The sequence below is a fragment of the Ruegeria arenilitoris genome (assembly GCF_013030265.1).
Lineage (GTDB): Bacteria > Pseudomonadota > Alphaproteobacteria > Rhodobacterales > Rhodobacteraceae > Ruegeria > Ruegeria arenilitoris_E.
Genome location: NZ_WPZQ01000006.1, coordinates 308,452 through 324,012 on the forward strand (window position 1 = coordinate 308,452; position 15,561 = coordinate 324,012).

15 protein-coding genes and 1 tRNA gene are annotated in these 15,561 nt (G+C 56.2%); 12 read left to right on the forward strand and 4 right to left on the reverse strand.

Annotated elements, in window-relative coordinates:
- Window positions 1-90 precede the first annotated feature (90 nt).
- The 3 genes from GOX61_RS13065 to GOX61_RS13075 form a co-directional block, all read right to left on the reverse strand.
- Window positions 91-1,491 carry a DUF4856 domain-containing protein gene (locus tag GOX61_RS13065; RefSeq protein ID WP_170334321.1) on the reverse strand — a complete coding sequence of 467 codons (1,401 nt, stop codon included), beginning with the start codon at window positions 1,489-1,491 and terminating at the stop codon, window positions 91-93.
- Between the two features lie 294 nt (window positions 1,492-1,785).
- Entirely contained in the window at window positions 1,786-4,404 is a 2,619-nt protein-coding gene (gene clpB / locus GOX61_RS13070; protein ID WP_170334323.1) for an ATP-dependent chaperone ClpB, read from the reverse strand.
- 128 nt (window positions 4,405-4,532) lie between these two features.
- Complete coding sequence (locus GOX61_RS13075) at window positions 4,533-4,859, reverse strand: hypothetical protein (protein WP_170334325.1); 327 nt, start codon at window positions 4,857-4,859, stop codon at window positions 4,533-4,535.
- Between the two features lie 140 nt (window positions 4,860-4,999).
- On the opposite strand from GOX61_RS13075, the gene pyrF reads away from it, so the two are divergent.
- Window positions 5,000-5,704 (forward strand): orotidine-5'-phosphate decarboxylase, encoded by a 705-nt coding sequence (gene pyrF / locus GOX61_RS13080; protein ID WP_170334327.1) that lies wholly within the window; start codon window positions 5,000-5,002, stop codon window positions 5,702-5,704.
- Window positions 5,705-6,076: 372 nt separating this feature from the next.
- Complete coding sequence (locus GOX61_RS13085; protein ID WP_170334329.1) at window positions 6,077-7,330, forward strand: DNA polymerase IV; 1,254 nt, start codon at window positions 6,077-6,079, stop codon at window positions 7,328-7,330.
- Between the two features lie 4 nt (window positions 7,331-7,334).
- On the opposite strand, the gene GOX61_RS13090 is transcribed toward GOX61_RS13085, so the two are convergent.
- Window positions 7,335-8,195: an N-formylglutamate amidohydrolase gene (locus tag GOX61_RS13090; RefSeq protein WP_170334331.1), complete on the reverse strand. Its 861-nt coding sequence runs from the start codon at window positions 8,193-8,195 to the stop codon at window positions 7,335-7,337.
- 148 nt (window positions 8,196-8,343) lie between these two features.
- On the opposite strand from GOX61_RS13090, the gene GOX61_RS13095 reads away from it, so the two are divergent.
- From GOX61_RS13095 to GOX61_RS13140, 10 genes are all read left to right on the forward strand, one after another.
- A tRNA-Val gene (locus tag GOX61_RS13095) sits at window positions 8,344-8,418 on the forward strand.
- A gap of 91 nt (window positions 8,419-8,509) precedes the next feature.
- Window positions 8,510-8,635 (forward strand): type B 50S ribosomal protein L36, encoded by a 126-nt coding sequence (gene ykgO, locus GOX61_RS13100; RefSeq protein ID WP_008755722.1) that lies wholly within the window; start codon window positions 8,510-8,512, stop codon window positions 8,633-8,635.
- A 250-nt stretch (window positions 8,636-8,885) separates the two neighbouring features.
- The gene (locus GOX61_RS13105; RefSeq protein ID WP_170334333.1) at window positions 8,886-9,587 is read left to right on the forward strand and encodes a hypothetical protein; all 702 of its coding nucleotides are present in this window, start codon (window positions 8,886-8,888) and stop codon (window positions 9,585-9,587) included.
- 165 nt (window positions 9,588-9,752) lie between these two features.
- Window positions 9,753-10,769, forward strand: a complete 1,017-nt coding sequence (locus GOX61_RS13110) for a Fe(3+) ABC transporter substrate-binding protein (RefSeq protein WP_170334335.1) — start codon at window positions 9,753-9,755, stop codon at window positions 10,767-10,769.
- Between the two features lie 118 nt (window positions 10,770-10,887).
- Entirely contained in the window at window positions 10,888-11,442 is a 555-nt protein-coding gene (locus tag GOX61_RS13115) for a helix-turn-helix transcriptional regulator (RefSeq protein WP_170334337.1), read from the forward strand.
- Window positions 11,439-11,957, forward strand: a complete 519-nt coding sequence (locus GOX61_RS13120) for a GNAT family N-acetyltransferase (RefSeq protein WP_170334339.1) — start codon at window positions 11,439-11,441, stop codon at window positions 11,955-11,957. The genes GOX61_RS13115 and GOX61_RS13120 overlap by 4 nt, the downstream gene beginning before the upstream one ends.
- A gap of 63 nt (window positions 11,958-12,020) precedes the next feature.
- Complete coding sequence (locus tag GOX61_RS13125) at window positions 12,021-12,335, forward strand: DUF202 domain-containing protein (protein WP_170334341.1); 315 nt, start codon at window positions 12,021-12,023, stop codon at window positions 12,333-12,335.
- A 219-nt stretch (window positions 12,336-12,554) separates the two neighbouring features.
- Window positions 12,555-13,613, forward strand: a complete 1,059-nt coding sequence (locus tag GOX61_RS13130; protein ID WP_170334343.1) for a ChuX/HutX family heme-like substrate-binding protein — start codon at window positions 12,555-12,557, stop codon at window positions 13,611-13,613.
- Window positions 13,610-14,488, forward strand: a complete 879-nt coding sequence (locus GOX61_RS13135; protein WP_170334345.1) for a heme/hemin ABC transporter substrate-binding protein — start codon at window positions 13,610-13,612, stop codon at window positions 14,486-14,488. The genes GOX61_RS13130 and GOX61_RS13135 overlap by 4 nt, the downstream gene beginning before the upstream one ends.
- On the forward strand, window positions 14,485-15,561 hold the full coding sequence (locus GOX61_RS13140; protein ID WP_170334346.1) for a FecCD family ABC transporter permease: 1,077 nt from the start codon (window positions 14,485-14,487) through the stop codon (window positions 15,559-15,561). The genes GOX61_RS13135 and GOX61_RS13140 overlap by 4 nt, the downstream gene beginning before the upstream one ends.

Here is a 15,561-nt window from a genome sequence, read left to right on the forward strand (position 1 = left end):
TTATTTGCTCGAGTAAATCCAAGGGATGCCTTTCGGCCAAAAATCCGGCAGCACCATTTACTGCGCTGCCGGATCAGGGTCAAAAGACCCTTAGTCGTTTTCTGCCGAGGCGTTCTCGCCCAGCTTTTCAGCCAGTGCTGCCAGATCCGCAGTCGCGTCGTTCGCACGCGATTCGATACCGAACGTGTCGATCAGCAGTTTCTGAACTTTCAGCATGTTGACCTGATAGTCATCCAGCGTCATTTCGCGGCCGCGGACAAAGTTGCCATCGGCATCGATGTCGGACACCATCTTGCCGTCAGGCATCGCCGGACCGAAACCGATCAACCAGTTCAGATCAATAGCAGTGGCACCCAGGTTGTTTTTGCCCGACTGCAGAGCCATCGAGAAGCCTTTGAGCTCACCCCAGTGTTTGGCATAGTTGCGCAGTGCCTTGTCGGTATCTTCACCCGACTTGATCTTGTCGATGTCCTTGTAGACCGAACCAGCATACTTGAATGTCGCTTCTGCCAGCGTTTTTTCCCAGTTCGTCTCGATGATGTCGGCGTAGTTTTTCAGCTCGGCACGCTGCTCATCGGTCAGAGCTTCGCCATTTGCAGATGCGATCAGCGCACGGCCATCACGGAAGGCATTGAAGATGGTGTTCATGTATTGGGTCGACTTGGTGCCGCCCTTGTCTGCACCTGCGGCATAGTATGCCGGGCCAAAGACCATCTCAGTTTTCAGGTCGATGACACCGTCACCGTTTGCGTCAGCAGCAGCCATGTCTTTCTGCTTGGACACGCCATAGTTCTGCTCAGGTGACAGGCTTGCCGAGTGGGCTGCAGCACCGAAGTAACCGAACGCTTCGTCCCACGAATGCTCTTTACCGGTGTAGTGTGCGCCTTCTTTGTAAGGCTTGTCATTCGGCTTGTTATCGGCTTCCAGTTTCTCGTCGAGGTAGTTGTCGACGGCCTGGTTGTAAGCCATTGCGCCCAATGTGAACTTCGAGATCAGCTGACCCCAGTCCATGCCGTTCACCGGATCGTAACCCTGGTTAGAGGCTGCTGCCATCTTGATCATCTGCAGTGCAACGTCGACACCGGTCTGGTTGCCGGGCCATGCCGTCATAGCGCCTTTGTAGAACTTGCCCGAGATGTTCTTGCCTTTGGAAATTTCATTCACAGTCGATTGCTTGACCGGGAAACCGTCTTTGGAGGCAGGCGCGATGATGACCAGGTCTTCTTCAGAACCGTTGAAGTAAGACAGCATCAGAGCTTCGACTTCGGCCGCATTGTTGCCGCCATCGCCTTTGCCGGCTGCTTTTTTCAGGCTGTCATGCAGCACATGGCGCGCGATCTGGCCGGAGTAGGATACCGAGTCAGTCTTGTCGCCTTCATAGCCTTTCACGGTGACCGGGAAGGGACCGTATGATTCCTGAGCCAGCGCCGCGCCACCGACGAGCGTAGCTGCGATGATCGCAGAAGTGAGTTTGAGTTTTGATTTGAGCATAGGGGTCCCTCGGTTATTGTCCGACAAAAGGAGTCGGAAAATTTAATCTGATCTTTTTAGTCAGCTTAAGCCCCGAGATGTCAAGCCCTATTGAGCGCAAACACCATCATGTTAGCGCCAATGAACCTCAAAGCTTGTGCATTAACAGCTTCCCCCTAATGAGAGGTATCGCTGAGCAAGTCTCCCACCTCGCTATCTCAGCTCCCGGGAGGCGCTCGATGAACTTTCAGGGAAATCACAGAGCAAACAAAAAGGCCCGCCATTTGGCGGACCTTTCCGATTTAGCAATACAAATCAGTGCACCACCGCATCATCGGGCCGTGGACGTTCGGATGTACCTAAACGGTCACCGATGATCAGGCCATCCGTTCCAGCAGTCACAGGAACGGTTTCGCCGTCCTTGATCTCACCAGCCAGCAACGCTTCGGCCAGCGGGTTCTGCAAGGCGCGCTGGATCACGCGTTTGAGCGGACGCGCACCAAAGACCGGATCATAACCTTCGTTCGCCAGCCATTCCTTGGCACCGTCGTCCAGAACCAGCTCGATCTTGCGGGCGGCCAAGCGTTTTTGCAGACGCGCCATCTGAATATCGACGATGCCATCCATATCGGCCCGCTTGAGCCGGTCGAAGATGATCGTTTCGTCCAGACGGTTCAGGAATTCGGGCCGGAAATGCGCCCGGACCGCATCCATCACGTCACGTTTCGCCTGCGCACTATCCGCACCTTCTGGCAACTGACTAAGCGCCTGAGACCCAAGGTTCGACGTCAGGATGATCAGCGTCTGCTTGAAGTCCACGGTACGACCTTGACCATCGGTCAACACGCCATCATCCAGAACCTGCAGCAGAACATTGAACACATCCGGGTGCGCCTTTTCGACCTCATCAAACAGCACGACCTGATAGGGTCGGCGCCGCACAGCCTCGGTCAGCACACCACCTTCGTCATAGCCGACGTAGCCCGGAGGGGCACCAATCAGACGGGCAACCGCGTGTTTCTCCATGAACTCGGACATGTCGATGCGCACCATCGCATTGTCGTCGTCGAACAGGAAGTTCGCCACAGCCTTTGTCAGCTCGGTTTTACCCACGCCGGTCGGGCCGAGGAACAGGAACGAGCCCAACGGGCGTCCTTCGTCATTCAGACCCGCGCGCGCACGGCGTACGGCGTTAGCGACAGCGGTCACCGCCGCATCCTGACCAATCACGCGGGAATGCAGATCGTCTTCCATCCGCAGCAGTTTCTCGCGCTCGCCTTCCAGCATTTTTGAGGTCGGGATACCGGTCCAGCGTTCGACCACCGAAGCGATCTGTTCCGGGCGCACCGTTTCCTCAGCCATCATGGCGTTGCTTTCGGCGTTCTCGGCCTCGGTCAGCTTTTTCTCAAGCTCGGGGATGACGCCATAAGACAGCTCACCCGCTTTGGCGAGGTTACCTTCGCGCTTGGCGATCTCCAGATCAGCACGCGCCTTGTCGAGCTGCTCCTTCAAATCACGCGCACCGGCGAGCTTGTCGCGCTCGGCCTGCCATTGGGCGGTCATCTCGGCGGATTTCTCCTGCAGATCAGCCAGATCCTTTTGCAAGGTTTCCAGGCGATCCTTGGATGCCGCGTCGTCCTCAAGCTTCAGCGCCTCTTCCTCGATTTGCATCTGCAGGATCTGGCGATCCAGCTGATCGAGTTCCTCGGGCTTGGAATCCACTTCCATCCGCAACCGCGACGCCGCCTCATCGACCAAATCGATGGCTTTGTCGGGCAGGAAGCGGTCGGTGATATAGCGATGCGACAGGGTCGCTGCCGACACCAGCGCCGAGTCCGAGATGCGCACACCGTGGTGCAGCTCGTACTTTTCCTTGATGCCGCGCAGGATGCTGATCGTGTCCTCGACCGTCGGCTCGGTGACCATCACGGGTTGGAACCGGCGCGCAAGGGCCGCGTCTTTTTCGACGTATTTGCGGTACTCATCCAATGTGGTCGCACCGATGCAATGCAACTCACCCCGGGCAAGCGCAGGCTTGATCAGGTTGGCGGCATCCATTGCGCCGTCGGATTTACCGGCACCAACCAGCGTGTGCATCTCGTCGATGAACAGGATGATCTCACCGGCGGCCTCAGTGACCTCGGTCAGAACGGCCTTGAGACGCTCTTCGAACTCACCGCGGTACTTCGCACCAGCGATCAGCGCGCCCATGTCCAGTGCGAGCAGTTTCTTGTCCTTCAGCGATTCTGGCACGTCACCGTTAACGATGCGCAGGGCCATGCCCTCGGCAATCGCGGTTTTACCGACGCCCGGCTCACCAATCAGAACCGGGTTGTTCTTGGTGCGGCGCGACAGAACCTGCATCGAGCGACGGATTTCTTCATCGCGCCCAATGATCGGATCGATCTTGCCCTCAGCCGCAGACTCGGTCAGGTCGCGTGCATATTTCTTGAGCGCGTCATAACCCTCTTCCGCCGATGCGGTGTCAGCGGTGCGGCCCTTACGGATGTCATTGATCGCTTCGTTCAGTTTCTGTGCGGATACGGCACCGGCTTCCAACGCCTCTTTGGCCTTGGATTTCACCATACACAGCGCCATCAGCACCCGCTCGACGGGCACAAAGCTATCGCCAGCTTTGGTGGCGATCTTTTCGGCTTCGTCCAGAACCTTGGCCGTCTGTCCGTCCATGTAGATCTGGCTTGCATCGCCACTGACCTTGGGAATCTTGGCCATTGCGGCGTCCAACGCCTCGACCACGCGGATCGGCGCACCGCCCGCGCGGGTGATCAGGTTGCTGGCCAGCCCCTGATCGTCATCCATCAATGCTTTCAATATATGTGTGGGCTCCAGCCTCTGGTGCCCCTCGCGCAGCGCAATGGTCTGCGCCGCCTGCACGAAACCCCGTGCCCGCTCGGTGAACTTGTTCAAGTCCATAGCATTCTCCTTTTTCTAAGCGCCCTAATTTCGCTGCGCCCGCTTGGCGGCACGCTTCGGTCTGGGCCTCGCATTTAATTTGGGAAATATCTTTGCTGCTTCAAGAGGCTAGGCCACAGAAACCGGGATTACTTGCGAGGTATTGTGTAGACGGTATAGCCTCCGGTTTCTGCCACTTGCCGGGCATCATACATATCCACCAATGACTGAGCCGCATTGCTACCCGTCGGACAGGAAACCAGGTCTGCCGTATGATCCAGGAAATTGACGGTAAAGGCTGTTTCACCTGTCACCTGACACCAATCATCCGCTGATCTGTAACCACGAACCAGATACAGGTTGTCATTGGTTGGTGGCGGTGCCGGATCTACGATCACATCCGGCACCGGGTATGCCGTGTTCTCTTCACAAGCAGTCAGGGCAATGGCTATTCCAAGTAGAGCCAACTTCTTCAACTTCTGTCCCTCCATCAAATTCATTTTGCGGGGACCATAGCACATGTCGCCATCCACGACGTGACATAGATCACGGATGCATGGACAGAGCGGCCGGAACCCGCTAGGACGCAGACGTTTGTCAAAAAGGAGCCTGCCCCATGTCCGATGACCGTCTGATCGTTGCCCTCGATGTTCCGAACGCCCTGCAGGGGCTGGCCATGGCCGAGCGGCTGGGCGACAGCGTCTCTTTCTACAAGATCGGACTAGGCATGTTGACTGGCGGTGGGTTGGCACTGGCCAATGAACTGAAGCAGGACCACGGAAAACGCATCTTTCTGGACATGAAGCTGTTCGACATCGGCAACACTGTAGAAAACGCGGTACGGGGTCTGGCCCAGTTCGACTTGGATTTTCTAACAGTCCATGGCGACCCGCATGTTGTACGCGCCGCGAAAGAAGGCGCTTCGGGCAACGACCTCAAGATTCTGGCCGTGACGATCCTGACTTCGCTGAACCGGGATGACCTGGATTCCAGCCTATTGAAAGCGGGCGACGTGCAGGAGCTTGTTGTTGAGCGTGCCGCCAAGGCCTTCGAAGCCGGAGCGGACGGCGTCATTGCAAGCCCGCAGGAAGCAGCCCTGATCCGCGCCCTGCCCCAATCGGAAGGCCGCCTGATTGTGACACCCGGCGTACGCCCTGCCGGAGCGGCTTTGGGAGATCAGAAACGCGTTGCTACCCCCGCAAGCGCGATTGGCGACGGGGCCGATCATATCGTTGTCGGCCGTCCAATTTATCAGGCAGATGACCCAAAAGCGGCGGCAGAAGCGGTTCTGAACGAGTTAAATTCACTGACACACCACTAATTGAGTTCGCAGACTCAGCCTCAAATTTGGCTGTAAAAGCGCCCTCAACCAGTTGACCTTACGTCAGTTTTTAGGCGTGCCGCGCCAAATCGTCTCTGTGCCCGAAAACACACATGAAAAAGGCGAGTTTTAGCAAGATCGGCTTCGAACTATCGAAATTGGCGAATTTGAGCGATTCTGTACTCGGAACACTCCCCAACGGACCGTATCTTCCTGAGGTCCGTTACCTCCCCCCGCAAACGCGGGGGGTCTTCTTGTTAAGGCATCGATCATCGGCAAAGTACACGGCACATCTTTGATCTGCCGGTGTTGGTGATATACCCTCGGATATCTTGCTCCCCTACCACGCCCGCATTGCGCAGAAGGAATAGGATGCCCGGTCTTTGCCGAGATTGTTTGACCCTGCTTTCCGAAGAACGTCGTTGTACGTCCTGCGGCAGCCCGCGTGTCAAAACACATCCAGAGCTCTTTGACCTGACCATCGCACATATGGATTGCGATGCTTTCTATGCCTCGGTTGAAAAGCGCGACAATCCTGAACTGGCGGATAAACCGGTGATTATAGGAGGCGGCAAGCGCGGCGTGGTTTCAACCGCCTGCTATGTTGCCCGTATTCGTGGGGTGAGATCGGCCATGCCGATGTTCAAGGCGTTGCAGCTGTGTCCAGATGCCGTCGTCATCAAACCCCGGATGTCGATCTATGCGGGTGTCTCGCGCCAGATCCGCGCGATGATGGATGAACTGACACCGGATGTAGAGCCCTTGTCGCTTGATGAGGCTTTCATGGACCTGTCTGGCACCGAGCGCCTGCATGGCGCGCCACCTGCAGTGATGCTGGCCCGGCTGGTCAAACGTATGAAGGATGAACTAGGGCTGACCGGTTCGATCGGGCTGAGCCACAACAAGTTTCTGGCCAAGGTTGCCTCGGATCTCGATAAGCCGCGCGGATTTTCAGTGATCGGCAAGGCCGAGACGGCATCGTTTCTGAACGACAAACCCGTAAGGCTGATCTGGGGGATCGGGCCAGCGGCGCAGGAATCGCTGGACCGGGCGGGAATTCGAACATTTTCAGATCTGCTTCGATGGGATCAGGAGGCTCTGACCGCTCGCTTTGGATCGATGGGTTATCGGCTTTGGCATCTGGCGCGCGGACAGGACAAACGCCGGGTGTCTGCCCATGAACCCATGAAATCCATCAGCAATGAGACCACTTTTTTCGAAGATACCGCCAGCCTCGATATTCTGGACGGCCACCTGTGGCGCATGTCTGAAAAAGTGGCAGATCGGGCTAAAGCAAAGGGCCTGGCCGGGCGTGTCGTGACTCTCAAACTCAAGAAGGCCAATCACAAGATCCTGACGCGAAGGGTATCACTACGCGATCCTACACAGATCGCGGATCGGATTTATCGCACGGCGCGTGGATTATTTGATCAGGTTGGAGATCAGGGGCCCTATCGGCTGCTGGGTTGTGGTATCTCCGATCTTTGCCCGGCTGATCAGGCAGACATATCCGGCGACCTGCTGGATCCGGGTGCTGCGCAGCGGTCAAAAGCCGAACGCGCAACGGATGAGATTCGGCAAAGGTTCGGAACCGAAGCTATCGTAAAAGGACGTTCGCTGCGTTAAACGACTACTCTGCAGCAAGCCGAACCGGTTGAGCGCCGATACAAGCGATTTCGGCAACGACATCGCGCAAAATCTCTCTGAACTCTTCAAAGTTCGCATTCGGCTCGATCGTCTCCTCATCCATATACAACGACCGGTCAATCTCGATCTGGATGGCGTGCTGTTGGCGTCCCGGCCGGCCATATGTCTGAGTGACGTAGGCCCCGGCAAAGGGCGCATTCCGCGCCACATTCAATCCTGCTGAGGCAAAAGCCGCTTCAATCTGATCGACAATGACACCTGATGCCGAAGCCCCGAACCGATCCCCCAACACAATGTCCGGCTTATTGCCGCGTGCATTGCCCGAGATGGCGACCGCTTCATGCGGCATGGAATGACAGTCGATCAGGATGGCTTGCCCGAATTCTTCTTGCGATTCGGCCAGCAATGACTTCAGTCTCGCATGATAAGGGCGCCAATAATTGTCGATCCGCAACCGCGCCTCATCCATGGTCAGCTTTCCGCGATAGATCGCGCGACCGTTTGCGACGACACGGGGAATCACACCAAGCCCCGAGGCGACACGGGGATTATGCCCCTGACGGCGGGCCCCTTGAATCAGTGCTGGATCCAGCTCTTCCGCACTGCGGTTCAGGTCTAGATATGCACGTGGCATCGCTGCTTTCAGGAATGGGGCGCCAAACTCGGCCGCCGCATCGAACAGCTGATCAACGAATGCATCCTCGGAGGACCGAATCACGTTTCGGTTCAAAACCGTTCGCTTCATCAGCGCTGCGGGGTAGTCCCGGCCACTATGAGGTGAGGAAAACACCACGCATGAGGTGCGCTTGGCGGGCATTTCCAATCCGTAGGCTGAGTTCTTCATGGGTTCTCCTTGTTCCTTCCGAACATAGACCGGAAAATAGTTCTTCCAAACCCCTTGATCCCCCCAACGACTCCTTTTATAGACCCCGCTACCGGCGCGGGGTTCCGCGCCCCATTTCGTTATGGGGCAGGTCACGCAAAGGTTTTGTGGGCGGTTAGCTCAGCGGTAGAGCACTTCGTTGACATCGAAGGGGTCACAAGTTCGATCCTTGTACCGCCCACCATCGTTTCACTGTTCCGGATTTCCGGGGCACCCGCTAACCCAGGCGCTGGCCACGTCTTTTGATGAAGGCGCCGCAAAATGGAGACAGACCCATGAAGGTCAAGAACTCGCTCCGCTCGCTCAAGAACCGGCACCGTGATTGCCGCATTGTGCGTCGCAAAGGCCGCGTCTACGTTATCAACAAGACGCAGCGCAAGTTCAAAGCTCGCCAGGGCTAAGAACTGCACATATCGATTTAAAAGAACCGCGCCTTCGAGCGCGGTTTTTTTCTGCGTGCTGACATGACAACTCCGCCCTGGCTGCACAAGCGTTTGCTTGTAACTGATGTTGGGCCGCACAAAGTCGCCAAAAGCCCTTTTTTAAACCGATCCGCATTGAGGAAACCTCTGGTTGAAGCACCTTGCTTTTTCGCTTTGTTTATTGCTCCCCACTGCCGGAGCAACTGATCCGCTTTTTCCCAACTCAGTCGTGTCCAATGATATCGAGTTCATCTCATCTGAGGATGAAAGTGCATTCTATTGCCTTCATTACTTTGGCACTGACACCAGAGAGATGCCGGACAAACGCAAGGACGGGTTACTCGTTGACGATGTCCATATTTTCGAAGCCTGGTTTCTGGATGGAACCGCAATCCAGCTGTGGGTCCATCCGGACTTTCGCAACACTTTCGCGGCAACCCTTGCTGCCCAGAAACTAACCGGGCCGCTTGGCCATCTACCCTGGTTCATGCGCGAAAGGCTTGACCATGTGGTTGTTCACAAAGGCGACGAAACCGCATTTGCTGAAGATCGCGGGCGCTTTTTCGTAGTTTACGATGGGAATGTGGATAAGCGTATTTCAACCCATGATCTGGAAGAGACGGTCTTTCATGAGTCCGTGCACGCAACCATGGATGTCCCGATCGCACACAGCGCAGAGTGGCGAAAAGCACAGGCAGCGGACAAGGGTTTCGTGACGACGTATGGCGCTTCGTTTCCAGAACGCGAGGATTTGGCAGAAACCGCGCTTTTTGCTTTCGCGTATTTCCAGCATCCAGATCGCCTGCCCGACCAGTTGCGCAGCGATTTGGAGACACTGGCGCCAAATCGACTGGCCTTTCTTGAACAGTTCTTTGGACCGACTCAACCTATTCAAAGAAATCTTGATGGGCTGGAGGACTGCACTCACTAGCCCTAAAGAGCTCCTGTCAGAGTCTGCACTATAGCACCTTTCGTCAGGTCGCGACGATTTGGCCATCCATTCTGACTGGTCTTTCTTGCTTTTTTGGCAGATTTGTATAATTGAGCAAATTACTCGGGATACACCCCGTCACGAGTTACAATGTTGGGATATACCATGCTGAAATCCACTACCTGTATTGCTGCCGCTCTGACGACACTGATCGCCACATCGGCCATCGCCGATGGCGAGTTGAACCTCTATTCATCACGCCACTACGACACGGACGAGCGTCTGTATTCCGATTTTGAAGAAGCAACAGGCATCCAGATCAACCGCATCGAAGGCAAGGCCGACGAGTTGATCGCGCGGATGGAAGCTGAGGGCGCGAACTCTCCAGCGGACGTAATGCTGACCGTAGACACTTCGCGCCTGGCACGGGCTAAAAATGCCGGCCTGCTGCAGGCGATCGACAGTGAGGTTCTGGAAGAACGTATTCCTGCCAACCTGCAGGATGCCGACGATGAATGGTTCGGCTTTTCACAGCGTGGCCGGATCATCTTTTACAACAAAGACAACGTGACCAACCCGCCCGCGACCTATGCTGATCTGGCTAAGCCCGAATACAAGGGCAAGATCTGCATCCGGTCCTCTGCCAACGTTTACAACCAGACTCTGCTGGCCTCGATCATTACCCACGAGGGTGCTGACGCGGCTAAAACATGGGCCGAAGCCATCGTCGACAACATGGCGCGCGAGCCGCAGGGCGGCGACACCGACCAGCTGCGCGGCCTTGTATCGGGTGAGTGCGATATCGCGGTATCGAACACCTATTATTTTGTCCGCTCGATCCGCAAAGACGTCAAAGGTCTGTCTTCGGAGCGTGAGAAGATCGGCTGGGTTTTCCCCAACCAGGACAGCTATGGCGCACATATGAACCTGTCAGGTGCTGGTGTTGCAGCCAATGCGCCGAATAAGGAAAACGCGATCCTGTTCCTCGAGTATCTGGCCAGTGATCAGGCGCAACAGTATTTTTCGGCTGGAAATGATGAATTTCCGGCGGTCGAAGGTGTAGAACTGGCGGAAACAGTGAAGACGCTGGGCGACTTCAAAGCGGATGAGGTGAACCTGTCAGAGGTTGCCACGAACCTTCCCGAAGCGCAGAAGATCTTTAACGAGGTAGGCTGGAAGTAATCCAGACACAAACCCGAGCAGTGGAAGGGTGCAGGTTCTCCTGCACCCTTTTTCTATTGCCACACCATGTTTTTCAGATATTATTTTCATATCTGAAAATGATTCTCCAAAATGAACGATGCTTGATGACCTTTCAAATCGCCTCGCCAACCGTCTGAGCGAACTGCGTCAGAGCCGTGGCTGGTCTCTGGACCAACTGACCGAACACAGCGGTATCAGCCGCGCCACACTGTCCCGCATGGAGAAGGGTGACGTCAGCCCCACCGCCGAAAGCCTTGGCCGTTTATGTGCAGCCTACGGCCTGCCGATGTCCCGATTGCTCATGATGGTCGAAGACAGCTTTGATCCCAAAGTTCCGTTTGAAAGGCAGATCGAATGGCGGGATCCTGAAACCGGCTTCACGCGTCGATCAGTTTCTCCACCCGCGGCGGGGCTAAGCGGCGAAGTGTTGGAGTGTCATCTGCCCCCCGAAACAACCATCTCATATGATGCGCCCCCCAAACCCGGGCAGGAACACCACCTTATCGTACTGGACGGAGTGCTTACACTGACAGTCGATGGCACACCACATATGCTGAGTGGTGGCGACTGCCTGCGCTATCATCTGTCAGGCCCTACACGGTTCGAAACCAACGCTGGACGTGGCGCACGGTACATCCTGGTGCTGATATGATTACACGACTGAATACTGACTACTTTGAAACGGCTCTGAATGATCTGAGCGATATTTTGCATGCCTGTGTTCAGACCGGGGCAAGTATCGGTTTTATTCTGCCTTTCTCGAAGGAGGACGCCAGCAGGTATTGGCAAGAGCGGGTTCGCCCCGATCTGACATCCTGCACGCTTGATCTGTTTGCAATCTATGATGAGGGGCGCGTCATGGGCACCGTGCAACTCATCCCGGCAAGCATGCCGAACCAGCCACATCGCGCAGACGTGGCAAAGTTGCTTGTCCACCCCGAGGCGCGCCGTCGAGGCTACGGTCGGGCACTGATGAATGTACTTGAAGAACGCGCAAAAGAGCTTGGGCGGTCTATGCTTGTGCTGGATACGCGTAGCTCCGATCCATCGCGCATCTTGTATCAGAGCCTTGGCTTTCAGATCGCAGGTGAGATTCCGAACTACTGCCGCAACCCATTTGAAGACAGGCTAGAGCCAACAACTTATATGTACAAACATCTGAACTAGCCCGGTCGGAGGTGTGCTCAAAAACACTTGCCTCCGTCAGAGATTTTCACTCAAATCTTCCGTATGAGTAATTCCGGATCCCGACCCGATACAGCAGCAGAGGTCAAACAAAGGCGTGAAGCGGACAGTATGGTGCTGGCCGTGGTGCGCACTGAGCTGGCCAACAGACGCACCTTTCTGGCCTATGTAAAAACTGCGCTGGGTCTTGCGATCGCGGGTTTTGGCCTGATGCATTTTTTTGACGCGCAATCGATGCAGGGAAACCTTGGACTGATTGCCATTCCAATCTCAGGCTTGATCCTGATCATCGGAGGTTGGGACTATGTGCGCACCAAGCGCCTCATAGAGGCTGAAAAGCGCGATTCCGGCGTTGGATAAGAGGGCTGCACTAGTATGCGCTGCTCGCAAATTATCCTGTTTGAACGTTCAGATTTGATGATGACCACTTACGTGGAATGACGACTTGTACCCACAAGTTAAACTTACTAAAACAGTCAACATAATTTTGGTCGTGCATGCGACCCTTGCCAGCGGGCCACTGATCTCCCAGTCGCCAAGCCAGCGCCTCCAGAAAACCACTCAGAGATGGGAAAGCCCATGACGGAACAGGCGCTTATGGCACCCGAACAAATTCGTGCTGCGCATGCAGATAACCCGGGTCGACGTGACCGCGATCTTGCCGAGTCTCTTGGAATCGCCGAAGCGCAGCTGGTCGCCGCCTTCGTTGGGCAGAACGTCACAAGAGTTATGGCCAGCCTTGATGATATCTTTTCTCGCCTGAACGGGCTGGGTGAGGTGATGGCTTTGACCCGAAATCCGCATTGCGTGATTGAGAAGGTGGGCCAGTACGACAACTATCACTCCGGTGCCCATGCTTCGATGGTGCTGACCGAAGATATCGATCTGCGCATGTTCCCCAGCCATTGGGTTCACGCCTTCGCGGTTGAGCGCGCAACCGACAAGGGGACACAAAGATCGCTTCAGATCTTTGATGCTGCTGGTGACGCGGTGCACAAAATTTATCTGCGCGACGGCTCGAACCTAGATCATTGGCATACCCTGGTTTCAGAACTGAAATCCGAAGATCAGTCGCAGGTGCTGGACGTGTCGCAACGCCAGCCGACCGAAGCACCCAAGGCCAATACGGACAAGGTTGATGCGCTGCGAACTGAATGGGCAAAGATGACCGACACCCATCAGTTTCTGCGGCTGACTTCAAAACTGAAGATGAACAGGCTGGGCGCTTACCGCATCGCCGGGGAACCTTTGGCCCGCGCTCTGGAGCCAGGCAGCGTCACGACCATGTTCGAGCAGGTCCGGGATCAGGCCCTGGAAGTCATGGTCTTCGTTGGCAATCGCGGGTGCATCGAGATTCATGGCGGGCCAATACATACCCTGAAGCAGATGGGGCCATGGTTCAACGTGCTCGATCCACGGTTCAACCTCCATCTAAGATCTGATCGCATCGCCGAGGTCTGGGCTGTTACCAAGCCCACCCAACGCGGCCCGGCCGTATCTGTCGAAGCATTCGACTCTGAAGGTGGTCTGATCCTGCAGGTATTTGGCCGACGTTCCGGAGAAAACGACCATCGCCCCGCCTGGGACGAACTTGTCGCCGAATTGCAATCACTGGCAGTAGCGGAGCCCGTACAATGAGTACGACGAGCAGATTCCTGAGACGTACAGCCCTTTTCATCGGTCTCACCTTCGGTGCACATCAGGCGATGGCCGAGGAAGCCGAAGCCAACAAGATCGTTTCGATTGGCGGCTCGGTCACCGAAATCATCTATGCACTGGGCCAACAAGACAGGCTGGTCGGAAGGGACCGGACCTCTAGTTATCCGCAGGAAGCGTCGGAGTTGCCCGATGTCGGCTACATGCGCGCACTGACACCCGAAGGCGTTCTGTCTGTAGCACCCGACATGATCGTCTCCGTGGAAGGATCAGGACCACCCGAGGCAATTGCGGTTCTCAGGGAGGCCGGTGTCGAATACGTCGAAGTGCCACATGAATTCAGCAGCGACGGTGTCGTCGAGAAGATTCGCGCAGTCGGCGCGGCGCTGGGCGAAGAAAAGGCGGCGAACGCTCTGGCTGAACAGGTTGGTGCCGAAATAGATGCGGCCCACTCTGCCGCCATCGAAGCAACAGGCTCTGACCGGGCACGGGTCCTGTTCATCTTGTCCATTCAGGATGGCCGGATCATGGTCGGCGGATCAGGCACTCAGGCCGACAGCATCATCTCACTCGCCGGCGGCGTAAATGCGGCCGCCAGTTTTTCGGGATACAAACCCATTTCGCCCGAAGCGATGGCAACCGCAGCTCCGGATGTAATCCTGATGATGGATCGCAGAGGCGGTCACGCGACACCGGATGAAGAGCTTTTTCAGATACCATCAATTGCGCTTACACCAGCTGGTCGGAACAAGAGACTGATACGGATGCAGGGTCTTTACCTATTGGGGTTCGGACCACGGACGGCAAACGCGATCAGCGACCTTTCTAAAGCGCTTCAAAACAAGCAGGGCCTATGAGCATTGCACTTGAGCATGATGAACTGATCAAACCACCAAAGGACCGTCGCGCAACCGCACGACGCGTAACGTTTGCGTTGTTTTTGCTGCTGTGTCTGGTCAGTGCCATCAGCCTTTCGATCGGAGCATCCGAAGCTTCGCTCCGCGCGACCATCTCTGACCTGATTTCAGGCCGTGAAGTTTCCGACCTGAACCGGATCGTGTTGTGGGATATCAGACTGCCCAGATTGGCGATGGGCATGCTGGTCGGAGCCGCGCTGGCGGTGTCAGGCGTGGTCATGCAAGGCCTGTTCCGCAACCCGCTGGCCGACCCGGGAATTGTCGGTGTCAGCGCCGGAGCGGGGCTTGGTGCGATCTCAGCGATCATCCTGGGAAGCTATCTGCCCGCCGCCATATTGAGCGTGGTTGGCAATGGTCTTGTGGCCGTTGCCGCGTTCCTTGGTGGATGGGCATCGGTCCTTATCCTCTATCGCGTTTCGACCCGGCGCGGGCAGACTTCGGTCGCGACGATGTTGCTGGCCGGTATCGCCCTGGGAGCATTGTCGGGCGCGGTATCGGGTGTTTTGGTCTATATGGCCGATGATCAGCAACTGCGTGATCTGACCTTTTGGGGCATGGGCTCACTTGCCGGTGCTACATGGATCAAAGTGGTGACCGTGGCGCCAATCATTCTGATAGCGGTGGTCAGCACCCAGTTTCTTGCGCGTGCTCTGAACGGAATGGCGATGGGCGAAGCTGTCGCACATCACATCGGTATACCAGTGCAGCGCAGCAAGAACCTGGCGATCCTGGCTGTAGCAGCTGCAACCGGAGCCGCCGTCGCAGTTTCGGGTGGCATTGGGTTTATCGGGATCGTCGTGCCGCACCTTCTGCGGCTGGGAACAGGTCCTGATCACCACAGATTGCTGATGAATTCAGCGCTGCTGGGCGCCAGCCTGCTGCTTTGCGCGGACATGATCAGCCGCGTCATCGTTGCACCGGCTGAACTGCCTATTGGTATCGTCACTGCAATACTCGGAACACCTGTGTTCCTGTGGATTCTACTGCGGCGCCACGGAACGATGGGGATGTAG